The organism is Myxococcus sp. AM011, assembly GCF_013372595.1.
Classification (GTDB): Bacteria; Myxococcota; Myxococcia; order Myxococcales; family Myxococcaceae; genus Myxococcus; species Myxococcus eversor.
In genome coordinates this window covers 33,366-57,538 of record NZ_JABXEM010000031.1, presented here as the reverse complement: position 1 = coordinate 57,538, position 24,173 = coordinate 33,366, and the positions used below count along the sequence as shown (strand labels likewise).

At 70.5% G+C, this 24,173-nt stretch carries 18 protein-coding genes; 10 read left to right on the top strand and 8 right to left on the bottom strand.

What is annotated here, in order from left to right; translation table 11 throughout:
• The first annotated feature begins 139 nt into the window (after positions 1-139).
• Positions 140-448, top strand: a complete 309-nt coding sequence (locus HUW62_RS09140; RefSeq protein ID WP_163867884.1) for a hypothetical protein — start codon at positions 140-142, stop codon at positions 446-448.
• 14 nt (positions 449-462) lie between these two features.
• Here HUW62_RS09140 and HUW62_RS09135 read toward each other — a convergent pair whose 3' ends face one another.
• Positions 463-837 carry a DUF423 domain-containing protein gene (locus HUW62_RS09135; RefSeq protein ID WP_163867885.1) on the bottom strand — a complete coding sequence of 125 codons (375 nt, stop codon included), beginning with the start codon at positions 835-837 and terminating at the stop codon, positions 463-465.
• Between the two features lie 94 nt (positions 838-931).
• On the opposite strand from HUW62_RS09135, the gene HUW62_RS09130 reads away from it, so the two are divergent.
• Both HUW62_RS09130 and HUW62_RS09125 read left to right on the top strand, forming a co-directional pair.
• The gene (locus HUW62_RS09130; protein WP_163867886.1) at positions 932-1,552 is read left to right on the top strand and encodes an SET domain-containing protein; all 621 of its coding nucleotides are present in this window, start codon (positions 932-934) and stop codon (positions 1,550-1,552) included.
• Between the two features lie 340 nt (positions 1,553-1,892).
• Entirely contained in the window at positions 1,893-2,834 is a 942-nt protein-coding gene (locus tag HUW62_RS09125) for an acyl-CoA dehydrogenase family protein (protein ID WP_163867887.1), read from the top strand.
• Positions 2,835-2,961: 127 nt separating this feature from the next.
• Here HUW62_RS09125 and HUW62_RS09120 read toward each other — a convergent pair whose 3' ends face one another.
• Positions 2,962-3,681 carry a hypothetical protein gene (locus tag HUW62_RS09120; RefSeq protein WP_163867888.1) on the bottom strand — a complete coding sequence of 240 codons (720 nt, stop codon included), beginning with the start codon at positions 3,679-3,681 and terminating at the stop codon, positions 2,962-2,964.
• A 198-nt stretch (positions 3,682-3,879) separates the two neighbouring features.
• Between HUW62_RS09120 and HUW62_RS09115 the strand changes: the two genes are divergently transcribed.
• The 3 genes from HUW62_RS09115 (at position 3,880) to HUW62_RS48585 (ending at position 7,059) form a co-directional block, all read left to right on the top strand.
• Positions 3,880-4,683, top strand: a complete 804-nt coding sequence (locus HUW62_RS09115; protein ID WP_176434196.1) for a hypothetical protein — start codon at positions 3,880-3,882, stop codon at positions 4,681-4,683.
• A 45-nt stretch (positions 4,684-4,728) separates the two neighbouring features.
• Positions 4,729-6,039 carry a M18 family aminopeptidase gene (locus tag HUW62_RS09110; RefSeq protein WP_176434195.1) on the top strand — a complete coding sequence of 437 codons (1,311 nt, stop codon included), beginning with the start codon at positions 4,729-4,731 and terminating at the stop codon, positions 6,037-6,039.
• A 150-nt stretch (positions 6,040-6,189) separates the two neighbouring features.
• Positions 6,190-7,059, top strand: coding sequence for a spermidine synthase (locus HUW62_RS48585; RefSeq protein WP_368670375.1), 870 nt, complete (start codon positions 6,190-6,192; stop codon positions 7,057-7,059).
• An 18-nt stretch (positions 7,060-7,077) separates the two neighbouring features.
• Here the strand turns inward: HUW62_RS48585 and mdoH are convergent, their stop codons facing one another.
• The 4 genes from mdoH to HUW62_RS09085 form a co-directional block, all read right to left on the bottom strand.
• On the bottom strand, positions 7,078-9,105 hold the full coding sequence (mdoH, locus tag HUW62_RS09100) for a glucans biosynthesis glucosyltransferase MdoH (RefSeq protein WP_163867891.1): 2,028 nt from the start codon (positions 9,103-9,105) through the stop codon (positions 7,078-7,080).
• A gap of 24 nt (positions 9,106-9,129) precedes the next feature.
• Positions 9,130-9,624, bottom strand: a complete 495-nt coding sequence (locus HUW62_RS09095) for a hypothetical protein (protein WP_240356682.1) — start codon at positions 9,622-9,624, stop codon at positions 9,130-9,132.
• Positions 9,621-11,219, bottom strand: a complete 1,599-nt coding sequence (locus HUW62_RS09090; RefSeq protein ID WP_240356684.1) for a glucan biosynthesis protein — start codon at positions 11,217-11,219, stop codon at positions 9,621-9,623. The genes HUW62_RS09095 and HUW62_RS09090 overlap by 4 nt, the downstream gene beginning before the upstream one ends.
• 332 nt (positions 11,220-11,551) lie before the next feature.
• Positions 11,552-13,831 (bottom strand): PAS domain S-box protein, encoded by a 2,280-nt coding sequence (locus HUW62_RS09085; RefSeq protein ID WP_176434193.1) that lies wholly within the window; start codon positions 13,829-13,831, stop codon positions 11,552-11,554.
• 160 nt (positions 13,832-13,991) lie between these two features.
• On the opposite strand from HUW62_RS09085, the gene HUW62_RS09080 reads away from it, so the two are divergent.
• Positions 13,992-14,579, top strand: a complete 588-nt coding sequence (locus HUW62_RS09080; RefSeq protein WP_163867895.1) for a DUF2378 family protein — start codon at positions 13,992-13,994, stop codon at positions 14,577-14,579.
• A 15-nt stretch (positions 14,580-14,594) separates the two neighbouring features.
• On the opposite strand, the gene HUW62_RS09075 is transcribed toward HUW62_RS09080, so the two are convergent.
• Positions 14,595-15,602 (bottom strand): serine protease, encoded by a 1,008-nt coding sequence (locus HUW62_RS09075; RefSeq protein ID WP_163867896.1) that lies wholly within the window; start codon positions 15,600-15,602, stop codon positions 14,595-14,597.
• Between the two features lie 181 nt (positions 15,603-15,783).
• Here HUW62_RS09075 and uvrA point away from each other — a divergent pair, with 181 nt between their 5' ends.
• From uvrA to HUW62_RS09060, 3 genes are all read left to right on the top strand, one after another.
• Complete coding sequence (gene uvrA, locus HUW62_RS09070) at positions 15,784-21,090, top strand: excinuclease ABC subunit UvrA (RefSeq protein ID WP_176434192.1); 5,307 nt, start codon at positions 15,784-15,786, stop codon at positions 21,088-21,090.
• 69 nt (positions 21,091-21,159) lie between these two features.
• Entirely contained in the window at positions 21,160-21,756 is a 597-nt protein-coding gene (locus HUW62_RS09065) for a glutathione peroxidase (RefSeq protein WP_163867898.1), read from the top strand.
• A 133-nt stretch (positions 21,757-21,889) separates the two neighbouring features.
• Positions 21,890-22,900 (top strand): DUF5996 family protein, encoded by a 1,011-nt coding sequence (locus tag HUW62_RS09060; protein ID WP_176434191.1) that lies wholly within the window; start codon positions 21,890-21,892, stop codon positions 22,898-22,900.
• Positions 22,901-22,996: 96 nt separating this feature from the next.
• Here the strand turns inward: HUW62_RS09060 and HUW62_RS09055 are convergent, their stop codons facing one another.
• Positions 22,997-24,103, bottom strand: a complete 1,107-nt coding sequence (locus HUW62_RS09055) for an ADP-ribosylglycohydrolase family protein (RefSeq protein WP_368670374.1) — start codon at positions 24,101-24,103, stop codon at positions 22,997-22,999.
• Positions 24,104-24,173: the final 70 nt, after the last annotated feature.

Genomic DNA, 24,173 nt, shown 5'->3' with positions numbered 1-24,173 from the left:
GGGGATGATGGAGCAGGGGCGGGATGGCGGCCACCGCGTCGCTCACTGCCCTGGAGGGCAAGCCGGACTGAGAGGGAGCTTCAGATGGGCTCATCCCACTCGCTGCGAGCGCTGGTGGGTGGTGGTTAAACCCAAGAGCATGGCTCGAGAACAGAGCGTCAACGCGTTGTTGCCGGTGGAGGCCGAGTTCCAGAAGGAGAAGGCCTCCGCGCTCAAGCGCACCGGCGAGAAGGTGGAGAAGGCCCTGGAGGCGCTGGCGGGCGCGGAGCGGGAGCTGTTGATGGCCCGAGGCTCTGTGCGGGCGGTGCGGCTGGAGCGCTACCGGGTGCTGCGCAAGGAGGCGGAGCTTCAGCGCTGGTACCTGATGGTGCAGCGCGAGGCCTGCGGCATCCGCAACAACCGGGATTTGGACCTGATGTACCCGATGCCTCCGCTGGTTCGGGAGTGACACCGGGACTTCGCCTAGGGCGTGGCGCGCCAGGCGGCGATGGCGAAAAGGGCCCAGCCGGCGAGGAAGCCCAGGCCGCCCAGGGGCGTCACGGCGCCGAGGACGCGGATGCCGGAGAGCGCGAGCGCGTAGAGGCTGCCGGAGAACAGGACGATGCCCACGAGCATGGCCCAGCCCGCGCCGTTCAGGAGCGAGGAGGGGCGCAGCAGGGCCAGCAGGCCCACCGCCAGCAGTCCGAGCGCGTGGTACATGTGGTAGCGCGCGCCGGTCTCGAAGATGACGAGGAGGTCCGGGGGGAGTCGGGCCTTGAGCGCATGAGCGCCGAAGGCACCCGCGGCCACGGACAGGAAAGCGTTCACCGCACCGAGCACCAGCCACCACCGCATCATCGAACGCCTTTCATCGAGAGTCCGTCTGGTGCACGCTACACCGCCGTTGATGGAGCGTCCTGGCCGACGTGAACTCCGGGCCACTCATACCCGCATGACATCCCTTACTTTCACTCCTTCTACCAAGCCCATCCCCTTCGAGCTGCGTCCGTCGTCCATCCAGGGCACGGGCGCCTTCGCCACCCGCCGCATCCGCAAGGGCGAGCGCATCATCGAGTACGTCGGTGAGCGCATCACCCAGGCGGACGCGGACCGTCGCTACGACGACGAGGGCATGGGTCGGCACCACACCTTCCTGTTCAACCTGGACCCCAAGACGGTGCTCGACGCGGGCACCCTCCACAACGAGGCGCGCTACATCAACCACTCGTGCGCGCCCAACTGCGAGGCGCTCATCGAGAAGAAGCGCATCTACATCTTCGCCCTGCGCGCGCTCGAGGTGGGTGAGGAGCTGGTCTACGACTACGCCTACGAGCGCACCGAGGACATGGGCGCGGACTCCGAGTCCCTCTATGTGTGCCGCTGTGGCGCGCCCGAGTGCCGGGGCACCATCCTGGCGCCGGAGAAGAAGGCCCCTGCCCGGAAGAAGCCCGTGAAGAAGAAGTCCGCGTCCAAGTCCCGCTCCGCGAAGAAGCCCGTGAAGGGCAAGAAGACCGCGACGAAGCCCGCCAAGAGCAAGAAGTCCACGGGCGGGCGCAAGCGTCTGGCGGGGTGAGGTGACGCGAAGGCCCGTGGAGAGGTTCCCGCGGGCCTAGTTGCTTTGCAGCCTGTCTGGAATGACTTCAGCGGCCCTCTCGGTATGTGATTCCCTCCAGTTCGCTGGAGGGGCCCTGGCGGTGTCAGAAAGCGCGAGGGGTGTGGATGGTCTGGTTGTGATGTGATTTCTCCGCCAGTCATTCCGTCGCAGGGGGCCCTCTGGTATCGAGCATGACAAGTCCTGGCAACGCCGAGGCGGCGTGGGCGTGACGGTGAAGGATCATTGAGTGTGAGGTTGGGGTGGAGTCGCGCGGTGAGCTGCAAGTGCCCCCTTCACTGGGGCGAAGTACAGTCACGGTGTGAACGACATTCTCTCCTTCCTGCTCACCGAGCCCCCCGAGCCCGCCACCCTCGACTCTGTCGAGACGTGGTGGCGCCGTCACGTGGAGATCGCGTCGCGCTTTCCGGATCCTGCGGACCTCGCGCTCGCGGGAGGCTTTCGCGCGGACCGACTCGGCTTCGCTTTTGCCTCCGGGTACCACGCCGCACATCGCTTCCTGTTCCCCATGCTCCCCGCCGACAAGCCCGTCGCGCTCTGCGCCACGGAGGCCATGGGTGGGCATCCGGCCGCCATCCAGACACGTCTTGCCCCGTCGGCCACGGGCTGGACGCTCACGGGGGAGAAGTCCTTCGTCACGCTGGGCTCGCGCGCGGAGGTTCTGCTCATCGTCGCCTCCGAGGGACAGGACGAGCAGGGCCGCAACCGGCTCCGGCTGGTGACCGTGGACGCCAGACGCGCGGGCATCAACGTCACCGAACTGCCCGAGCTTCCCTTCGTGCCGGAGGTCCCCCACGCGGAGCTCCGGCTCGAGGACGTGGCTGTGTCCTCGGATGAAGTCCTCCCGGGCGATGGCTACACGCGCTACCTCAAGCCCTTCCGTACCGTGGAGGACTGTCACGTCCAGCTCGCGCTCCTGGGTTGGCTTCTCCAGCTCGCTCGACGGAGTGGCTGGCCCGACTCCACCCGCGAGGAGCTGCTCTCGCTCGCCGTCATGATGCGCGGACTGGCCCAGGCGGACCCCGCTTCCGCCGCGACGCATGTGGCCCTCGGCGGCGCGCTGGCCCAGGTGAAGCGCGCGGTCGCCGAGAGCGAGCCGCTATGGGCCCAGGTCGATGCGCCCACCCGTGAGCGCTGGGAACGTGACCGCAAGCTGCTCGGTGTCGCGGGAAAGGTTCGGGCCAAGCGACTGGAGGCTGCGCGCGCGAAGCTCTCGGGCGCGGCGGCTGAACAAGGCGACTGAGCTCCGAAGTCACTCGTGCCGGAACATGGGGCGTCGCACCCTCGAAGCTCGCCCCTGAAAGACGAAGGGCCGTGCCCCTGTGCGGGACACGGCCCTGACACGCCTCACGGCGTGAACCCCGGTCTGCTCAGTACCGCCCGCCGCCCACGGCGGAGACGATGGCGGACAGGATGCGGTTCTCCACGCCCCACACGGCCTTGTTCATGCCCTTGAGGCCCGCGCCGCGCAGGTAGTCCGTGAAGTCGTGCAGCGCGGTGGAGCGCTGCATGCCCTGGCCCTCCGCCGCGTACAACAGCGGGGTGCCCGGCGCGCCCGTCAGGCCCAGGTCGGGACAGGCCTCGGACAGCTTCTTCGGATCAATCCCCGTCGCCGCCGACAGCATCGCCACCGTGAACTTGTGCACCGGCAGCTCGCGCGCGTTCGGCACCTTCTTCAGGACCTTCTCCCGGTCCTTCGGATCCGTCGCGAGCTGATCCAACGTCACCTTCGACATCGCGATGATCTGCTCGTTCGACACCTTCTTGCCGTCCAGGATGGCGCGGCCCAGCAGCGACGCCGGCGTGTCACCCTTGATGGAGACATCCGCCCCCGGCATCGTCTTCATCCGCTCCCAGATGGCCTGCACCGCCTTGCCCACCTCGGTGTCCGGCCCGCCACGCCACGCACCAGGCAGCGGCTGCGTCGCCGCGGCCGGCGCCGCGAGCTTCGCCTCGAAGGTGCTCAACTGCGCATGGCCCACCGCGTTGGTCCTCGCCGGGGCCACCGTCTGCTGCGCTTCCTTCTGCGGCTGGAGCGACGTGGAGGGGTTCGACGTGACGACGCGGGGGCGGTTGCGGATGGGATCCATGCTTGGGGGACTCTCCGAAATTCGACGAATCAGGAGGTTATCGCAGGATCTCGGTAAAGGTTGCCGCCCAGCGGAACTCCATCCGTACTCCGGGTGTGACGCGGCATGTCATGGGCTGATCCACAGGGCCTCGTCCCTCCGCCGCCGCGCCGCGCATTCCGCAGGACAACCGGCCCGTGAAGCCGTATTCGGGGCGCCATGAAGCGTTTCCCCGCCGAGTTCGCCGACCTCCTCACCGCCAAGGGCCGCCGCATCCTGGACGGGCGGGACACGTCGGTGTCGGGCGCGCTGCTGGACCCCGCGCGCCGCTTCGTCTCCCTCCAGGGCGTGGTGGACGCGACTCGCGCCGCCTCCTGTCGCGATGCGCTCGACACCGCGCTCAACGACACCCTGGTGCGCATGGAGGACCCCATCCCCTTCGACTCCATCTCCGGGATGACGATGAACTACATGGAGCTGCTGCCCAAGACGGTCCGCGTGCGCACCGCGCTCCTGGAGAACCGGCGCTCCCGCTCCTGGCGCGCGGCGGAAGCGGTGGGCCTCACCACCATGCTCCGCTCGGACACGTTCGCCGCCTTCGCCGCGTCCGTCAGCGGCCGGGTGCTGCGCCGCAAGTGGGGCATCCAGGTGCTGTGCTACGGGCCTGGCGACTACTCCGGCCCGCACAACGACCACCACCCCGAGGAAGTCGAAGCCCGCGACGGCTACGTGGACATGCACGTGAGCCTCACCATGCCCGGCGTGGACCACCAGTACCTCGTCTACGAGAAGGACGGGCACCTGTCGGAGATGACGCGCGTGAGCACCGTGGGCGGTATCACCGTGTACCGGCTGCCCTTCTGGCACTACACGACGCCGCTGCTGGCCCGGCGCGGCAAGGAGGACCAGTCCCGCCGGTGGGTGCTGCTGGGGACCTTCCTCGACGCCGCCCCCCAGGCCCGGCCGTCCTCCACCGTCCCTCCGCCGGGGACGGGGGCCCGACTGCCTGCTCGGGGGACGTGATTCGGACGTGGCGGGACGCCCGCCAGCGGTTAGCTTCGGGCCCACATGAGCCCCACCGACACCGATGCCCTGGCCGATGACCTGCTCGCGTACATCGATGCCTCGCCCACGCCGTACCACGCGGTGCGCGAGACGGCCCGCCGCCTGGAGCAGGCCGGCTACCGCGCCCTGGACGAGCGCGAGTCCTGGACGCTGAAGCCCGGTGAGCGCGTCTACGTCACCCGGGGCGACACCAGCATCGCCGCCTTCCACCTCGGCACCGCGCCGGTGGACCGGGCGGGCTTCCGGCTGGTCGGCTCCCACACCGACTCGCCCAACCTGCGGCTCAAGCCCAACGCCCAAGTCACGAAGAACGGCTACCAGCAGCTCGGCGTCGAAATCTACGGTGGGGTGCTGCTCCACACCTGGACGGACCGGGACCTGTCCCTCGCCGGCCGCGTGGTGCTGCTCGAGGGCGGCAAGCCCCGGGGCCACCTGGTGGACTTCCGCAAGCCGCTGTTGCGCGTGCCCAACCTGGCCATCCACCTCAACCGGGGGGTGAACACGGAGGGCCTCAAGCTCAACCCGCAGGAGCAGATGGTGCCCGTGCTGGGCCTGGAGAGCGCGGGCGCCTTTGACTTGCGCGCCCTGCTGGTGAAGGAGCTGGCGAAGGGCGGCGTGAAGGCGGAGGCCGCGGACATCCTCGGCTACGACTTGTGCCTCTACGACTTGCAGCCGTCCACGCGCTCGGGCGTGCACGAGGAGTTCCTCCATGCGCCGCGCCTGGACAACCTCGCGAGCTGTCATTCGAGCCTGACGGCGCTGCTCACCGGCCCCGCCTCGCGCGAGGCCACCAGCGGCGTCATCCTGTTCGACCACGAGGAGGTGGGCAGCCGCAGCGCGCAGGGCGCCGCGTCCCCCTTCCTGCGCACGCTCCTGGAGCGCCTCACGCTCAGCCTCTCCGACGGAAAGCCGGACGCGTTCCACCGCGCCATGGCCCAGTCGTTCCTGGTCAGCGCGGACATGGCGCACGCGGTGCACCCCAACTACGCGTCGCTGCACGAGCCCAAGCACCAGCCGCAGATGGGCGCCGGGCCCGTCATCAAGTCGAACGTGAATCAGTCCTATGCCACTGACGGCGAGTCCTGGGCGTACTTCGCCGCGCTGTGTCGCGAGGCGGGGGTGACGCCGCAGCACTTCGTCACGCGCACGGACCTGGGATGCGGCAGCACCATCGGCCCGATTACGGCGGGACAGCTCGGCATCCGCACCGTGGACGTGGGCAACCCCATGCTGTCCATGCACTCCATCCGCGAGATGGCGTGCGCGTCCGACGTGGCGGCGATGGTGGCCGTGCTGCGTCGTCTCTTCGCGTGAGCGGGGCTGTCAAAAGCCGGCCGGGGAAATGATAGACCTTCGCGTGTGACTTGGCCGCGCGCGGGAGGTCCCTGGTGGTGTGAGGCGCCCTGGAAGCGGGTTCTCCCCCGCCAGGGCGCACCGCTCGGCCTCTCCCTTCCCGGGGGCAGGGTGGAGCGCTCCCGGCGCTATCTCGCGCGGGTCTTCCGCTGGCTCTCCCAGCCACGCACCGTGCTGCACGTGGGACTCGCCGGCTCACACCGCTGCATCGTCAGCGAGGATGACGAGGGCCGGCGCTATCTCCAGTTCGGCTGGGACAGCGCCTACCAGAGCGTCATGGGGCAGGGCTTCCCGCTGCGCCTGGAGCTCGAATACACGCAGGGCATGATTGGCGGCGTGGCCTTCGTGGCCAATCCCCAGCGCATCCTGATGATTGGCGTGGGGGGAGGCTCGCTGCCCATGTTCCTGCGCGCCGCGCTGCCCCAGACGCACATCGACGCGGTGGACTCCGACGCGGAGGTGCTGCAGGTCGCCCGGCGTTACTTCGGCTTCCGTGAGGACGCCCTCTTGCACGCGCACGTGGCCGATGGGCGCCGCTTCATCGAGACACCCGGGCCCGCCTATGACGTCATCCTCCTGGATGCCTATGGCCCTCGGGGCATGCCCAAGTCGCTGGCGACGTGGGAGTTCCTCCAGGCGGCGAGGGCGCGACTCGCTCCGGAGGGCGTGGTGGTGAGCAACGTGCACCGCTCTCCCAATCCGCTGTACCCGGCGATGCTCCAGACGTGGCGGGCGAGCTTCGTGCAGCTCTATGCGTTCGACTCGCAGACGACGGCCAACCGCGTCTTCGTGGGGCTCACCTCCGCGCAGCGGGTGTCGCGTGGCGCGCTCAAGGCCCGCGCCGCTCGGCTGGCCCGGGCCGCGCGCTTCAACCTGCGCGCGCTGATGTCCCGTAGGTTCGAGGACCGCGAGGTCCGCCGGGCCTCCCTGGAAGGACACGCGCTCCCAAAGCTGGACCTCGTGCTGCACGACGAGGACTGATTTCGCCGCCGCCTGAGGTCAGGACAGCGCGCGCGTGAGGCGCTGCTCGCGGGCCTCGCTCAGCGTGCCGACGTCCAGAAGGGCCGCCACCTTCTCCTGAGCGGAGAGCGGCTCCGCGCTACCTCCCAGCAGCTTGCGTCGCGCGCCCTCCAGGGCCGCGGGCGTGGAGGTGCTCTCGGCGAGCCCCGGCTGTGACTCCAGCAGCGCCAGGTGCAGTGCGTGCGTCTTGGCGTCGGTGAGCACCCGCTCCACCGCGTCCGACACGGGCTCCACCGCGTGCTCCTCGGTGATGGACTGCGCGCGCTCCAGCACCTCGGGCGGCTCCGTCTCCTCAGGGAGGAGGAACAGCCCCCGGCGCGCGGCCCACTGCCCCAGCGAGGAGCGCGCCGTCAGCACCGTCAGGGGCACCGAGAGCAGCAGGCCCGCGACCACCGGAATCAGCCACGCCACCATCGCCGCATTCACGAGGGCCGCCGCCGCGACGAGCCCCACGCCCGCCGCCATGTGCGCCGCGTGGCGCCGCGCCCCTTCCGCCCAGGGCAGGTCCGCGTCCTCGCGCTGCTGGCTGGACCAGTTCACCCGGTAGCCCAGAATCGTCCCGAAGACGAAGTGCGACTGGAACAGCATCATCACCGGCGCCAGCAGCGAGGCCAGCACGCTCTCCAGGAGCACGCTGAGCGTCAGCCGCACGCGGCCGCCCATCTTCGCCGCCTCGCCCGGGCGCACCAGCGCGAGCGTCAGGCCCAGCAGCTTGGGCGTCAGCAGCATCCCCATGGACACCGCGAACAGGCGCAGCGAACCCGGCGCATCGAACGCGAGGCTCGCCGTGTCCAGCGAGTGCACGTCCAGGAAGAACCGGTCATGCAGCGCCGCCACCAGGCCCGACAACAGGAACAAGAGCCACAGCGGCGAGGCGACATAGGACATCACGCCCATCAGGAAGTGGCCCCGGCTGAACGGATGCAGGCCTCCCGCCATGACGAGGCTCAGGTGCTGCAAGTTGCCCTGGCACCAGCGCCTGTCCCGCTGCGCATACGCGAGCAGGTTCGGCGGAGGCTGCTCGTAGCTGCCTCCCAGCTCCGGCACCAGCCACACCGTGTAGCCCGCGCGCCGCATCAGCGCCGCCTCGACGAAGTCGTGGCTGAGGATGTGTCCGCCGAAGGGCTGCTTGCCCGGCAGCACCGGCAGGCCACAGTGGTTGATGAACGCCTCCGTGCGGATGATGGCGTTGTGGCCCCAGTAGTTGGACTCGCCCAACTGCCATGCCGCCGCGCCCGCGGCGACAATGGGCCCGTACACCCGGCCCGCGAACTGCTGCAGCCGCGCGAAGAGCGTGGTGCGGCCCACGTTCAGCGGCGGCGCCTGGAGGATGCCCGCGCGCGGGTTGAGCTCCATCAGCCGCGCCATCGTCACCAGCGTGCGGCCGTCCATCAGGCTGTCGGCGTCCAGCACCACCGTGAAGTCGTAGCGGCGTCCCCACCGCTCGCAGAAGTCGCCGAGGTTGCCCGCCTTCTTCCCCGTGTTGTCCGTGCGCCGCCGGTAGAAGATGCGTCCCTGGCCGCCCACCCGGCGACACAAGTCGGACCACGCCAGCTCCTCCGCCACCCACGCCTCCGCGCGCGTGGAGTCGCTCAGCACGTAGAAGTCGAAGGCGTCCAGGTGTCCGGTGGCCGCGACGGACTCGTACGTCGCCTGCACGTTGGCGAAGACGGAGGCCGGGTCCTCGTTGTGGATGGGCATCACCACCGACGTGCGCGACGCCAGCGGTACGGCCTCCTCGTCCACCGAGGGGTAGCGCAGCCCGGGGAGCCTGGGGCCGAGGGCGAGCTGGAGGAAGCCCGCGATGGCCGTCCAGAAGGACAGCGCAATCCACCCGAAGCACAGCGCGAAGAGGAACACCAACACCACTTCCGGAGCCGACGTGCCTTGCGCGCTCAGCAGGCGGTGCATCTCCAGCGTCCCCACGACGGTGGTGACGGCCGCCAGGCCCAGGACTCCAGCGCGCCGGAAGCCGGCGCTCTCGGGCGAAAACGAGTGGGCTTCCATCGCGAGGCTCCGGAGCACCCCCGCTCAGCGGGAGATGGAGACGTCCGGCGACGCCCCGCGCCACCAGCGGCGCAGCAGCTCACCGAACGGCCACAGCACGAGCTGCTGCTCGGGCATCACCGCGCTGACCTGCGCGGGCGCCGGCACCGGCACCGCCGCACGCACCGCGCGCACGAAGTCCTCCGGCGCCGCGGGCCGCGTGAGCAGCCGCGCACCCCGGCTCGCGCCGTCGCACAGCACGAAGGCCGCGCGGCCTCGCGCCAGCAGGCCCGGACCCGCGTGCTCCAGGCCCAGCACGCTCGAAAGCCACGTCTCCATGCGCGCGCGGGCCAGCGCCACCGCCGCCTGCGGCTGGCCCCCATGGGCGCTGTAGCCGTCCAGCACCCACGCCGCCAGCGCGGACAAGTCAGTCTCGTCGCTGAAGCCGAAGCCGCGGAAGAAGGTGTCGAGCGCCGCGCGAGAACGCGGGACTGCCCACACGGTGGACGGGACGGAGGGGCAGGCAGTCAGCGTCGTCACGGAATCCACAGGTAGCTCCAGGTCTCGGTGAGGGTCTCCGAGCCGCGCTTCAGGAACGCGCGCAACTCGGTAGGGACTGCAGGGGAGGCGGGGTGCAGCTCGAAGGTGGCGCGCCAGCCGCCCGAGGGCGTGTGGCGGGCGGCGATGGGGCGCAGGACCTTGCCCGAGGCGGCGCTGACGACGAGCTCCACGGGCGTGTCGCTCTCCTTCATGTCCGGCACGGGCGAGAAGTCGATGACGAAGCGGCGCATGGGGCGCGCGTCCTTCAGCCGGGCGCCCTTCCAGGAATCTCCCGCGTCCAGGCGGGTGCTGACGACGGTGGCGCCCGTCACGGGCCACGGCGAGCGCGAGCCCCAGTGCAGCTTGTAGGCGACGCGAATCGAGTCCCCCGCCGCCAGCGGCTTCTGGGGCACCCAGAAGGCGACGATGTTGTCGTTCGTCTCGTCCGGCGTCGGCAGCTCCACCAGCCGCACCACGCCCGGACCCCACTCGCCCACCGGCTCCACCCACGCGCTGGGGCGGCGCTCGTAGTGTGCCTCCAGGTCCTCGTAGTGGTTGAAGGCCGTGTCGCGCTGCAGGACGCCGAAGGCGCGCGGGCTGTCCATCTGGAAGCTGGAGACGTTGATGCGCTCGGGGTTCTGCAGGGGCCTCCAGAGCTGCTCGCCCGTGCGCGTCCAGACGAAGAGGCCGTCCGAGTCGTGCACCTCCGGCCGGAAGTCGTCGTAGTCGCCCCTGTCATTCTCCCCGAAGAGGTACATGCTCGTCAGCGGCGCCACGCCCAACTGCTCCACGGCCTTGCGCGCGAAGACGGTGGCCTCCACCTCCATCACCGTGTTCGCCCCGGGGATGACGGTGAAGCGATACGCGCCGGTGACGCTGGGGCTGTCCATCAGCGCGTGCACGACGACGCGGTCCGCGCCGGGCGCCGGCTTCTCCAGCCACAGCTCACGGAAGGCGGGGAACTCCTCGGCGCGCGACGTCGCCGTGTCGATGGCGAGCCCGCGCGCGGACAGGCCATACAGGTTGCCCTGGCCCAGCGCCCGGAAGTAGCTGGCGCCCAGGAACACCACCAGCTCGTCGAAGATGTCCGCGCGGTTCAGCGGATGCGACAGCCGCATGCCCGCGTAGCCGTCCGCCTTCTTCAGCGGGCCGGGCTTCACCAGCGGGCCGTAGGTGAACAGCTCCGGCGAGAAGCGCAGCGGCGAGGACTTGCCGCCGGACACCTCATTCATCGCCACCGGGAACTGGAAGAAGAAGCCGGGGTGGAAGAACTGCGCCTGGAAGGGCAGCCCCGCCTCGCGCCACTGCGCCTTCTCCGGACGGAAGCGGATGTCCCGGTACGCGTCGTAGTCCAGCGCCCGGTAGGACTCCGGCAGCGTCGACACCGGCTCCACATACGCCCGCGCCGCCTTCGCCCGCGCCCGCTCCACCACCGTGGCCGCCGTGAAGGCCTCGACGCCGCGCGACTGTGACGTGGACGACGAAGCGGAGGGCGCCGCCGCGCACGCGGTACCGGCCGTGGCCACCAGCGCCACGCCCAGCCCCAGCACGCACCCCGCGAGCGTCCCACCGAGCTTGTTCCTGTCCGCCGTCACGCCAGATGTCTCCCAGTCAGCTGATGTGCCGAGCGGACCCGAAGACCTCCGGACCGCGCTCGACTCCGCCACCCCGCAAAGGCCTTCCACGGTGCGGCGCGTCAGCCCTGAGCAACACGCGTACCAGCCCATGACGCGGTCGTTCGTCCCTGGAATTTCTTCAGGAATCGCGAGCGCTTACTCGGGGAATTTAGTTTGAGGTCAATGAAGCTGCGGGCTTGCGTGCCTGGCGTGTGACGCGGCCTGGGAAAGGCCGTGGACCCGCTGGGGAATTGAAGGACAGCCGGCGCGTGAGCCTGTCCGATTCTTCCCCAGGTGGACCATGACCCGGATCAGGCCCGGGCCAGTCGTTCCTGCACCAACGACAGCAGCTCCCGGCCCGCGAAGGGCTTTTCGAGGTGGGGGCTGGTGACGGTTTCGAGGAAGGCGCGGGCCTGGGGGGTCACCGCACCGCCGGTGAGGAAGACGACGCGGCGGGCCTGGTCCGGGTAGCGCTTCATCAGCGTGGAGTAGAAGTCCATGCCGCTCATGCCCGGCATCATCAAGTCGCAGAAGACGACGTCGTAGTGCTCGCCGGCTTCGATTCGCTCCAGGGCGTCCTGCGCGCGTGTGGCGAGCGTGACGTCGTGGTGGGGGCGCAGCGTGCGGCCCAGGGCGGTGCAGACCAGGGGCTCGTCGTCCACCACGAGCAGCCGGCCGCGCTTCTCCGCGGAGGGCACGTCGAGCGGCCGGGGCAGGACGACTTCGCGCGGACGCTCGGCGGCGGGCAGCAGCACCTGGAAGGTGGAGCCCCGGTTGGGGGAGCTGCGGACGCGAATCTCACCGCCGAGCGCCGTCACCAGGTTGTGGCAGATGGACAGTCCCAGGCCCGTGCCCACGCCGGGGGCCTTGGTGGTGAAGAAGGGGTCGAACAAGCGGGGCAGGTGCTCCGCGGCGATGCCCACGCCCGTGTCGGAGACCTCCACCATGACGCGGCCACCGTCGCCCATGCGCGTGGAGACGCGAATCTCGTGGCGGTCCGGCGAGCCCTCGGGGATGGCCTGCGCGGCGTTGACGAGCAGGTTGAGGAACACCTGGCCCAGCCGCGACTCGTTGGCGCGCACGGGCGTGACATCTTCAAAGAACTTCACCAGCCGGGCGCGGTGGCGGATTTCGGTGGTGGCCAGGTTCAGCGTGGAGTCGAGCACCCGGCGCACGTCGACGACGGCGTCCTCGAGCGAGTCCACCCGGCTGAAGGTCTTCAAGTCGCGGACGATGGTGCGCACGCGCTCGGCGCCCTGCTGGGCCTCGGCGAGCGCGGACTGCGCATCCGCCAGGGCCTCCGCCAGCGTCGGGTCCACGCCGGAGACGGGCAGGTTGGTCAGCTCCTCCCGGGCGAAGGCGAGGTTGGCGGTGAGGTAGGCCAGGGGGTTGTTGATTTCATGCGCCACGCCCGCGGCGAGCGTGCCCACGGAGGCCATGCGCTCGGCGAGCATCAGCCGCGCCTGCATCTGGTGTCGCTCCGTCAAATCATGCGCGACGGAGACGATGGAGTCCTCGCCGTCGAAGTGCAGCGGGAAGGTGGTGGACTCCACGTGGAGGATGCCGCCGTCGCGCCGCACCATGCGCCGTTCTTGAAGCGCGTTGCGGCCGGTGCGCAGGGCCTCGTGCATGCGCGCGTCCGCCGAGGCCAGGTCCTCGGGGGGAATCATGTCGGAGATGTGCTTGCCGATGAGCTCGCGCACGTCCGAGTAGCCCAGCGCGCGGGCGACCTTCAGGTTGGCGTAGCGCACGCGCGCATCGCGGTCGAAGACGGCCACCAGGTCCGGCAGGCTCTCGATGAGGGTGCGGAAGCTCACCTCGGAGCGGCGCACCTCCTCCTCCGCCTGCTTCAGCGGGGTGATGTCCGGGAAGAAGGAGATGACGTGCGGCTCGCCCGCATAGGGCACCAGCCCCATGAACAAGAGCGTGTGACGCTGCTCGCCCTCGCGGGTGTGGTACTGCGCGTCCACGCCCCGCACGGAGCCGTGCTGGCGCAACCGCTCCATCACCTGCGAGCGTTCGAACGGTCGCTCCCACAGCCGCAGCTCGAGGGTGGTCTTCCCCAGCATCTCCTCGCGCGAGTAGCCGAACGCCCGGAAGTAGGCGTCATTGGCCGCGACGACGCGGCCCTCTCCCAGCGTGGTGATGGACGTGGGCACGGGGCTGACGGCCAGCATGGTGTCCCGCAGCTCGTCGCCGGACGGCACGGCTGTACGGGACTCGCGGCGCAGATAGCGGCGCTCGGCCATGTCCAGCCGCAGCCGCAGCTCCTCCTGCTCCATGGGCCAGGCGAGGACTTCGTCCGCTCCGTCCTCCAGCGCGGGTCCCAGCAGGTGCAGCCCGTCGCGTCGTCCCACCAGCAACACCACCGCCGAGGGGCCGCCCGGCAGGCTGCGCAGGGCCCGCACGAGGGGCATGCGAGAGCTCGGCTCGCGCGCATCCAGCACCACGAGGGGACAGGGCTCGGCGCGCCAGGCCGCCGGAACGTCCACGTCGCGCGCGACATGGACCACCGTGTTCCCCCTGGCTTCCAGCAGGGTTTCCAGTGGCGACAGGTCCGCCCCTCCCTGAGCGACTATCAGGACCCGCATGGGACTCCTTGCATGCAAACGACCATCGTTGCACGAGCCCTCGTGTTGTAAAAGTGTGCTGAGGCGCTAGTTTCCCGGGGCAAGCAAAGCCGCGTGGAACGCGGGCTGTTAGTGTGGTTCCGGGCCGGTGCGGACCGGCGGATTCGGAGGGGGGAACGCCATGGAGCGTCGGGGCTCGAAGGACGCGGAGGTGGGGCTTCGCAAGGCGCCCTACGTGCCAGTGCAGGTGCCTCGGCGCAATTTCGAGGGGCTGTTCGTCCATGCGCTGAAACCCTCCGGCGCGTTCGCCCAGTCGCTGCGGGACATCGGCTACGACACCGAGGCGTCACAGGAGTCCTACCCCCTCAACGTGTGGCGCGCGGCGCTGGGTGTGGCGCGGCGCTTCGCGTGCGCGGGACAACCCGCTGAGGAGGCCAACCGGGCGCTGGGACACCACTACGTGGAGGGCTTCGCGCAGACGCTGGTGGGGCGCATCTTCGCGACCGCGGCGCCACTGTTGGGTACCGAGCGTTGTCTGACGCGGCTGCCCACGTACCTCAAGGCGGGACGCGACGACATGCAGATGGTCCTGGAGCCGGTGCAGGAGCGCGAGTGGTGCGTGCGGGTGATGGACGGAGACCCGCTGCCGGACTTCGTGGCGGGCGTGGTGGAGGGCGTGCTGCGGCGCACCCGGGTGGAGCCTCGGGTGGAGGTGCTGGAGCGGCAGCCGTCCGGCTACGCGCTGCGCGTGCGCTGGGACGAGGCGTGAGCCGAAGCGTCGGTTTCAGTTGAGGTAGCGCTTGGGCAGCGCGGCCGAGGGCCGGGCGATGCGGGAGGCCTCCGGACGGATTTGCAGCCAGCGGCCGATGACGTCCAGGAGCCCGTCGAACGTATCGCGCAGGGCCCAGGCCCGGTCGTCGGAGTCGGGCAGGTCCACGCAGCGGGTGAGGCCGTCACGCAGCGCGCGCTGGGCGCCGGGGAATGCGTGGCACGTGTCGATGAGGCGCTCGGCGGTGCGGGCGTAGAGGCGGTAGCAGCCGTCCACGTCGCCCCGGTTGTAGGCGGGAGCGCCCGCGTTGATGGCGTGGCCGAGCGTGGTGGCGATGGACTCCAGCGTCTCCGTCGTCGCGCCCTCCAGCAGGCTCAGCGGGTGCTGCGGCACCTGACGCACGCGGCCCGCCCTGCGACGCGGCGCCTCCAGCGCGGACAGCGGCGAGGCGGCCGAGCCCCGCAGCAGCGGCGCGATGTAGCGCGTGGGGATGACGAGCCCCAGCGAGCGGCCGTTGGCCAGCGCCGCGGTGGCCACGCCCACCACCGCGCCGCTCGTGTCCAGCACGGGGCCACCGGAGGATTCCTCCGGAAGCGTGCGCGTCAATTCCAGCAGGGTGAGCCAGTCGCCGAGCACTTGCACCGCCCGCACCTGCTGGGAGCGGACCTCCGGTGCGGGGCCGGCGCCGGCTCGGAGGACGTAGACGGTGTCTCCCTCGGCGGGCAGGGGTGCGGGCGTGAGCCCCAGGGGTGGAGCCAGGTCCGTCACGGGCAACCGGAGGATGGCCAGGTCACGGCGGTCATCCATGGCGGCCACCTGGGCCACCTCCGCTCGCGTTCCATCCGCCATCACCGCGTGGATGAGCCGCGCGCCGGCGACGGCATGCAGGCTGGTGACGAGGTGTCCTTGTCCGGTGGCGACGAAGGCGGAGGCGGTGTGGCCGTCGATTTCCAGGAGCACCAGCGAGGGCGAGGCGTGGACCAGCGCGTCACGGGGGGGAGACCTGTCGATTCCCTCGGCCATGGGCAGCTCCTGCATCGCGGGGCATCTGGGCACCTGGGCCGGGCGCCGCCCCCGCGCGCTCATTGTACCCCAGTTGTAGCAAGCCGCTCGCCCTTCACCCAACCAGGGGGGGCATTCCAGGGCCCGTTGGTTCACTTGTCTGTGGCGTTGAAGTGTCAGGTCGTTAAACCTCCGACCCGAAATGCACAAGACCCACCTCGTAGGCGCGCGCACGCACAACCTGAAGGACCTCTCCGTGGACCTGGCGGAAGGGGAGCTGGTCTGCATCACCGGTGTGTCCGGGGCGGGCAAGTCCAGCCTGGCGCTCGACACGCTGTACGCCGAGGGGCAGCGGCGCTTCGTGGAGAGCTTCAGCCCGTATGCCCGGCAGTTTCTTGAGCGGCTGGAGCGGCCGCCCATGGACGCGCTGGAGCCGGTGGCCGCGGGCGTGGCGGTGGACCGGCGCGCGCCGGTGAAGAGCTCGCGCTCCACGGTGGCGACGCTGGCGGACGTGGAGCCGTACCTGTCCGCGCTCTTCACGCGCGAGGCGATGCCGGTGTGCCCCACGTGTGGCGTGGAGGCGGTGCGCACGGATGCGCGCGTCGCGGCGGCGGCGCTCCTGCGTGACTCGCCGGATGCCCAGGCCCTCATCGCCTTTCCGCTGCGCATCGCCGACACGGCCGCGTTCCTGGACGTGCGCGCGCGGCTGCTGAAGGACGGCCATCACCGGCTGGTGGTGCAGGGCGAGGTGCGGGAGCTGGAGTCACTCAAGCCGTCGGAGGCGACGGACTCGGCGGGCGTGGCGCGGGTGCTGGTGGACCGGGTGAAGCTGTCGGCGTCGCAGTTGTCGCGCGTGACGCAGGCGATGGAGGACGCGTGGGCGCGCTCGGAGGGCGAGGCGGTGGTGCTGGTGGCCGGCGCCGAGCCGAAGCGGGTGCGCCGGGGGCTGGTGTGTCCGAAGTGCGCGCGGGAGTTCGAGGCCGCGCGACCGGGCCTGTTCAGCTACCAGTCGCCGGTGGGCGCGTGCGCGGCGTGTCGGGGTTTCGGGCGCACCATCGGCATCGACTGGGACAAGGTGATTCCCAACCCGGCGCTGAGTCTGTCGGAGGGGGCCATCCGCCCCTGGTCCGGCGCGTCGACGGAGTGGGAGCGGGGCATGCTCCAGCGTTGGTGTCGCGCGAAGGGCATTCCCATGGACGCGCCCTGGAGAACGCTGACGCCGGCGCAGCAGGAGTCCGTGCTGCAGGGCGCGGGGGACTACGACGAGGGCCGGGCGTACCCGGGCGTGCGCGCGTGGTTCCGGTGGATGGAGGGCCGCACGTACAAGATGCACGTGCGCGTGCTCCTGGCGCGCTACCGCGCGTATTCGCTGTGCGCGAGCTGTGGTGGCGCGCGGCTCAACGAGCAGGCGCGTGCGTACCGCGTGGGCGGGTTGGACCTGCCGGGCTGGCACGGGCTGGAGCTGACGGAGGCGGTGACCCGACTGGAGGCGCTGCGCACGACGACGGGGCAGGGGGAGCTGGCGCGGCGCGAGCTGTCCGGACGCCTGAGCTACTTGAAGCGCGTGGGGCTGGGCTACCTGACGTTGGACCGGCAGGCGCGCACGTTGTCCGGAGGCGAGGCGCAGCGCGTGTCGCTGACGGCGGCGCTCGGGACTTCGCTCACCGGCTCGCTGTTCGTCCTGGACGAGCCCACCGTGGGCCTGCATCCCGGGGACGTGCCGCCCTTGACGGAGGCCATCGCGGAGCTGGCGGAGCGGGGCAACATCGCGCTCGTGATTGAACATGACCCGCTGGTCATCCGCTCCGCGCACCGTGTGTTGGAGCTGGGCCCTGGCGCGGGCCGCGAGGGTGGACGGCTGTGTTTCGATGGCACGCCGGAGGCGCTCGCGAAGCGCAAGGATTTGCCCACCGGACGACTGCTCGCGGGGACTGGCGAGTCGTCGAGGACGCCGCGCGCGAAGACGGGCTCCATCGAGGTGCGAGGCGCGCGGGAGCACAACCTGAAGGCGCTGTCGGTGAGCGTACCCTTGGGCGTGTTGTGCGCGGTGACGGGCCCGAGCGGCTCCGGCAAGAGCACGCTGGTGGACGAGGTGCTCTACCGGCACCTGGCGCGGCGGCTGGGCGTGAAGGACGTGGAGGCTCCGGGCGCGGTGGACGCGCTGGAGGGCGCCGAGGCTGTGAAGTCCATCACCTTCGTGGACCAGTCTCCGTTGGGGCGCACGTCGCGCGGCAACGCGGCCACGTACACCAAGGCGTGGGACAGGCTGCGCGAGCGCTTCGCCGCGGAGCCCGACGCGCAGGTGCGAGGACTGACGCCGGCCCACTTCTCCTTCAACGTGGACAAGGGGCGCTGCGAGGCGTGCTCGGGCGAGGGCTACGAGACGGTGGAGATGCAGTTCCTCGCGGACGTGGCCCTGCTGTGCGCGGTGTGCCGGGGCCGGCGCTTCAAGGAAGAGGTGCTCGCCGTCCGCCACCAGGGCTTCAGCGTGGCACAGGTGCTGGAGATGACGGTGTCGGAGGTGCTCCAGCACTTCGGAAGCGACACGGCCCTCCATCGCGCGCTGGGGCCGGTGGCGCGGCTGGGCCTGGGCTATCTGCCCCTGGGACAGCCGTTGTCCACGCTGTCGGGCGGCGAGGCGCAGCGGCTGAAGCTGGCGCGCGCGCTGGCCTCCGAGTCGAAGGGCTCGCTGTTCCTCATCGACGAGCCGAGCGCGGGCCTCCACGCGGAGGACGTCCGTCACGTCATCGACGCGCTGCACGCGCTGGTGGACCGAGGAGCCAGCGTCATCGTCGTGGACCACGACGTGTCGGTGATGAAGGCGTCGGACTGGGTCATCGACCTGGGGCCGGTGGGCGGCAAGGACGGTGGCCGGCTGGTGGCGGAGGGCACACCCGCGGACGTGGCGCGGGGCAAGGGCGCGACGGCGGAGGCGCTGCGAGGCGAGCGCAAGCCGCTGGGCCGCGCGGTGAAGCTGCGCAAGCCGGGCAAGGAGGCCGCTCCGGCAATCGAAGTGGAGCACGCGCGCGAGCACAACCTCCAGGACGTGTCGTGCAAGATTCCGCTCGGGAAGATGACCGTCGTCACCGGGCCGAGTGGCTCGGGCAAGAGCTCGCTGGCCTTCGACGTGGTGTTCGCGGAGGGACAGCGGCGCTTCCTGGAGACGCTCAGTCCGTATGCGCGGCAGTTCCTTCCCACCATGCCCCGGCCGGACGTGGAGCGCGTCAGCTCCATTCCGCCCACGGTGGCGCTGGAGCAGCGCACCTCGCGCGCGGGTGGCACCAGCACGGTGGCCACCGTCACCGAGGTGGCCCACTACCTGCGCCTGCTGTTCGCCAAGCTGGGCGAGCCGCACTGCCCCAAGGACGACACGCCCATCACCTCCCTCTCCCCGGAGCTGCTCTTCGCGCAGCTCACCGCGATGAAGGGGGACGGGACGGTGCTGGCGCCCGCGGTGCGCTCGCGCAAGGGCACGTACCTGGATGTCTTCACGGCCGCCGCGCGCGGGGGCATCACCACGGCCATCGTCGACGGGGAGCTTGCGTCCACGGATGACCCGCCGCGCCTGGCGAAGACGCGCGAGCACGACATCGACCTCGTCATGTACGAGGGCAAGCTCTCCAAGCTGCCGCGCGACGTGTTCGACAAGGCGCTGGGCTGGGGGCAGGGCGCGCTGAAGCTGCGCGCGTCGAAGGGCGAGACGCTGCTGTCCACCGAGCGCACCTGCCCGAAGTGCGGCACCGCCGTGCCGGAGTTGGACCCTCGCTGGTTCTCCTTCAACACGAAGCAGGGCCGCTGCGACTCGTGCGAGGGCACGGGCGTGCAGGGCGGGCCGGCGGCGCAGGCCGAGGGCGAGACGGCGCCGTGCCGCGCGTGCGGTGGCAGCCGGTTGGACCCGGTGCCTCGCGGCGTGCGGCTGGAAGGGGCGCGCTACCACGAGGTGGTGAAGCAGTCCGTGGCGTCCGCGCTGGAACGCGTGAAGGGCTGGAAGTTCAAGGGCGACCGCGCGCTGTTGGGCGAGCCGTCCCGGCAAGAGCTCTTGCGGCGCATGGAGTTCCTGGAGCGCGTGGGCCTGGGCTACCTGTCCCTGGACCGCAACGCGGCCACGCTGTCGGGCGGAGAGATGCAGCGCCTGCGGTTGTCGGCGCAGCTCGGCGCGGGCCTGACCGGGGCGATGTACGTGCTGGATGAGCCCACCATCGGCCTGCATCCGCGCGACACCCACCGCCTGCTCGACAACCTGCGCGCGCTGGTGAACACGGGTTCCACGGTGCTGGTGGTGGAGCACGACTCGGACACCATCCGCGCCGCGGACCACCTGCTCGACCTGGGGCCCACCGGTGGACGGGGTGGCGGACGCATCCTCGCGGAGGGACCTCCGGACGTGGTGCTGCAGAGCGACTCCCCCACGGCGCGGGCGCTGCGTGAGGCGCAGGTGCGGCCTCCCTCCGGACGTGGAGAACCGAAGCATTGGTTGGAGCTGAAGGGCGCGCGCGCCAACAACCTGAAGCGCGTGGACCTGCGGCTGCCCCTGGGCCGGCTCAACGTCGTCAGCGGCGTGTCGGGCTCCGGCAAGAGCACGCTGATTCGCCAGGTCCTGTACCCGGCGCTGCGCGAGGCGCTGGAGCTGGTGTCCTCGAAGCCGGGGCCCTTCGAGTCGCTGAAGGGCGTGGACCCGGTGAAGCGGGTGATGTCGGTGGACCAGTCGCCCATCGGTCGCACGCCGCGCTCGGTGCCGGCGACGTTCCTGGGCATCTGGGACGAGCTGCGGCGGGCCTTCGCCGCGACGCCCGAGGCCAAGATTCGGGGCTTCTCGGCCGCGCGCTTCTCCTTCAACACCGCCGCGGGTGGCCGGTGCACCGCGTGCGAGGGACAGGGCTCCATCTCCCACGAGATGTCCTTCCTCCCGGACGTGGTGACGCCGTGCGAGGCCTGCGGCGGGGCGCGCTTCGACGCGGCCACGCTGGAGATTCGCTACCACGGCCTGTCCGTCGGCGACGTGCTGCGGCTGTCCGCCGACGAGGCGAAGGATGTGTTCCGCTCCATCCCCAAGGTGGCTGCGCCGCTGCAATGCCTGTCGGACCTGGGCGTGGGCTACCTCCAGTTGGGGCAGGGCTCCAACACCTTGTCGGGCGGTGAGGCGCAGCGACTGAAGCTGGCCTCCGAGCTGACGGCCTCCGCGCGGCACGAGCCCACGCTGTATGTGCTCGACGAGCCGACGACGGGCCTGCACCTGGGCGACGTGGAGAAGCTCATCACCTTCCTGGGCCGGCTGGTGGACCGGGGCGACACGCTGGTGGTCATCGAGCACCACCCATCCGTCATCGGCGCGGCGGACCACGTCGTGGAGCTGGGTCCGGAGGGTGGTGACGAGGGTGGACTCATCGTCGCGGAGGGCACGCCTCGCGAGGTGGCGAAGCAGAAGACGGCCACCGGGCGGGTGCTCAAGTCACTCTTCTCGGGCGAGGCGCCTCACGCGTCGCGTCGTGGTGCGGCGGGGAGTCGGTGAGGGTGGGATGTCGAAGACAGGACAGAAGGTCGTGAAACGGGGGCGGGGCTTCGGCATCCTTGCGGCCACATGAGAACCCTCCATGTAGTGACTGTCGCCACGGCGCTCCTCGTCACCCCGGCACTCGCCGGGGACACGGCGACGAAGCCCTCCACTCCCGCGAAGTCCCAGCCCCTGAGCGAGAAGAAGCCCATGTCCCTGCATGACCTGTCCGCGAACCGTCTCGATGGCAAGGCAGAGAAGCTCTCCGACTTCCAAGGCAAGGTCCTTGTGGTCGTGAACACCGCGTCGGAGTGTGGCTACACGCCGCAGTACGCGGGCCTGGAGAAGCTGTACCAGGACTACAAGGACAAGGGCGTTGTCGTGCTGGGCTTCCCGTCCAACGACTTCGGCGGGCAGGAGCCGGGCAGCTCGGAGGACATCAAGAAGTTCTGCGAGCTGCGCTTCAAGGTCACCTTCCCCATGTTCGAGAAGGTGGAGACGAAGGGCGCCGGCCAGTCCCCTGTCTACGCCTTCCTCGCGAAGAACCACGACGCGCCCAAGTGGAACTTCCACAAGTACGTCGTGGGCAAGGATGGCCAGGTGAAGGCGGGCTTCCCCAGCAAGGTGACGCCGGAGAGCGACGAGCTGCGCAAGGCCGTCGACGCCGCGCTCGCCCAGCCGTAGCCCTCGGCTGACTTCTCGCCGGCCCGGAGCAGGCATCCGCCCGGGCCGGTGCCATGTCGTCCGCAGGGGGTTGGCATGCGGGCCTCCAGGGGGCCACCGTCGTGGTGGACGTGGCCCTTGAGGAGGGAGCTGCATGGCCATCGCGTCGATACCTGGATTGAGCTCGCGGGAGGAGGCGTGGCCCGCGCTTCCCTTCGCGGAGTGGAAGGACACCTATGCCACGTTGCACCGGTACACCCAGGTGCTCGGCAAGGTGCGGCTGGCGCTGACGCCACCGGAGAACCACTGGTGGAACGTGTCGTTCCGTGTGACGGCCAGGGGCCTGACGACGACGCTCATCCCCTACGGCAACGGGGGCTTCGAGGTGGACTTCGACTTCCTCGCCAGCGAGCTGCGCTTCCTGACGAGTCGGGGCGACGTGCGAGTCATGGAGCTGACGTCTCGCCCGGTGGCGGAGTTCTACCGGGACGTCATGGCCACGCTGCGCTCGCTGGGAATCGAAGTGAGCATCTGGGAGCAGCCGGTGGAGATACCGGACGACACCACGCCGTTCAGCCAGGACAGGCAGCACGATACCTATGTTGCCGAGCACGCCCAGCGCTGGTGGAGGGCCCTGCTCCAGGCGGACCTGGTGCTGAAGGAGTTCCGCGCGCGCTTCACCGGCAAGTGCAGTCCGGTGCAGTTCTTCTGGGGGAGCTTCGACCTGGCGGTGACGCGCTTCGGCGGTCGGCCCGCGCCGGTGAGGGAAGGCGCGGACGCGGTGACGGCCGAGGCGTACTGCGAGGAGGTCTGCAGCGCGGGCTTCTGGCCCGGCACCGAGGCACTGGGAGGCGCGGCCTTCTATTGCTACGCCGCGCCAGAGCCGACGGGCTTCTCCGCCGCGCGTGTGGAGCCGCCGGAGGGGGGGTATGACCCGGGGCTCAAGGAGTTCCTGTTGCCCTACGAGTCAGTGCGCCGTTCGAAGGACCCCCGGGCGTATCTGCTCGAGTTCCTCCAGACGTCCTATGCCGCGTGCGCGGACCTGGGGAAGTGGGACCGGGCTCGGCTGGAAAGGCCGCTCATCATCCCCGAGAGCCTGAAGGCGGCCCGGGGCGTCGGCGGGGGCACGGAGGCCGAGCAGCCCACCATTGATACGCACGTGTGAGCGGCGGAGGTGGAGCGGACCGCCGCGTGTTCACGAGTGCCCTGCTCGGAGCCTCCCAGACAGGAGGCCTGGGCATGCGTGTCGGGGACGAGGCGCTCAGTAGGGCGGCAGCAAGCGGCGAAGGCCGTGCGCCAGCACGATGGCGAGGACCCCCAGGTTGCGGGGAAGCAGCCCAGGCCAGAAGAGGGCGAGCGGGCCAGTCCTCTCGACAGGAGGCTCGCCGGCTGGAAACTGCCGCGCCAGGCGCTCGGCGAGCGTGCGCATCCACTGCGTGGAGCGGGGCCACTCGGCGACTCCGTCCAACCATGCGGGAGGAATGCCGCCCGCGCCAACGGTGGCTCCGAGCATGCCTCCCACGATGGCGCCCACCGTGTCCGTGTCTCCGCCGAGCAGGATGACCTCCTCCACCGCGCGAGGGAGGTTGTCCGGATGGAGCAGCCACGCATAGAGCGCCACGGGCACCGTGTGCATGACATAGCCCGTGACACCACGCTCCAACCCGAGTGACTGGGCGAGCTCCACGAGTGACGCACCTCGTGACAGGTGAGCGCTCAGTGTGTCGAGCACCGCATGGAACTCGGCGGTGGTGGTGGCCTCGCGCAGCATCCGCAGCGCGGCCGCCGAGTCCTTCACGCCTTCGGGCCCATGCAGCGCGCCATACGCGGCGGCCCGTGCGACGAGTCGCGCTCCATCCTCGGCCCGAGGGTCTCGATGTGTCAGCCGTGTGGAGGCGCGCACGAAGGCATCGAGCCGCTCCGGTTGCGTGGCGAGACAGGCTCCCAGCAGAGGAGCGCGCATCGCGGGGCCATTGCCCGCGGAGACGACGCCACTGCTCTCGGGAGAGAAGCCGAGCCAGAGCTTCGCGATGGCGCGCACCGTCGCCCAGCCGATGCCCGCTGGCAGCGCGAGGAACCACCCGCGCAGTCGCCACCCCAGGTCGCGAGCGAAGAGCGATGCGTCCTCGGGCTGCGCGAGGAGCGCCTGGCCCGTCATGCACGCGTGCTCCGTGTCATCACTCGCGAAGCCTCGGCCGAGCACGAGCCTGTGTCGTAGCGGCGCGCCGCCGAACATGCGGAGCGCCCGTCGCGGGCCGAGCCCTTCTCGGGGCAGTCCCAGGGCATCTCCCACGAGGGTTCCCAGCAAGGCACCGGTGACGAGGTCCTGACGCGAGCGCGGGTCCATGGCTGGGACGAATGCAATCACGAAGCCCGCCCTGCACAGAGGAGATTCCCAACCTCGGCGCGAGGTCCGCCTGACAGATTGGCAAGGCTCG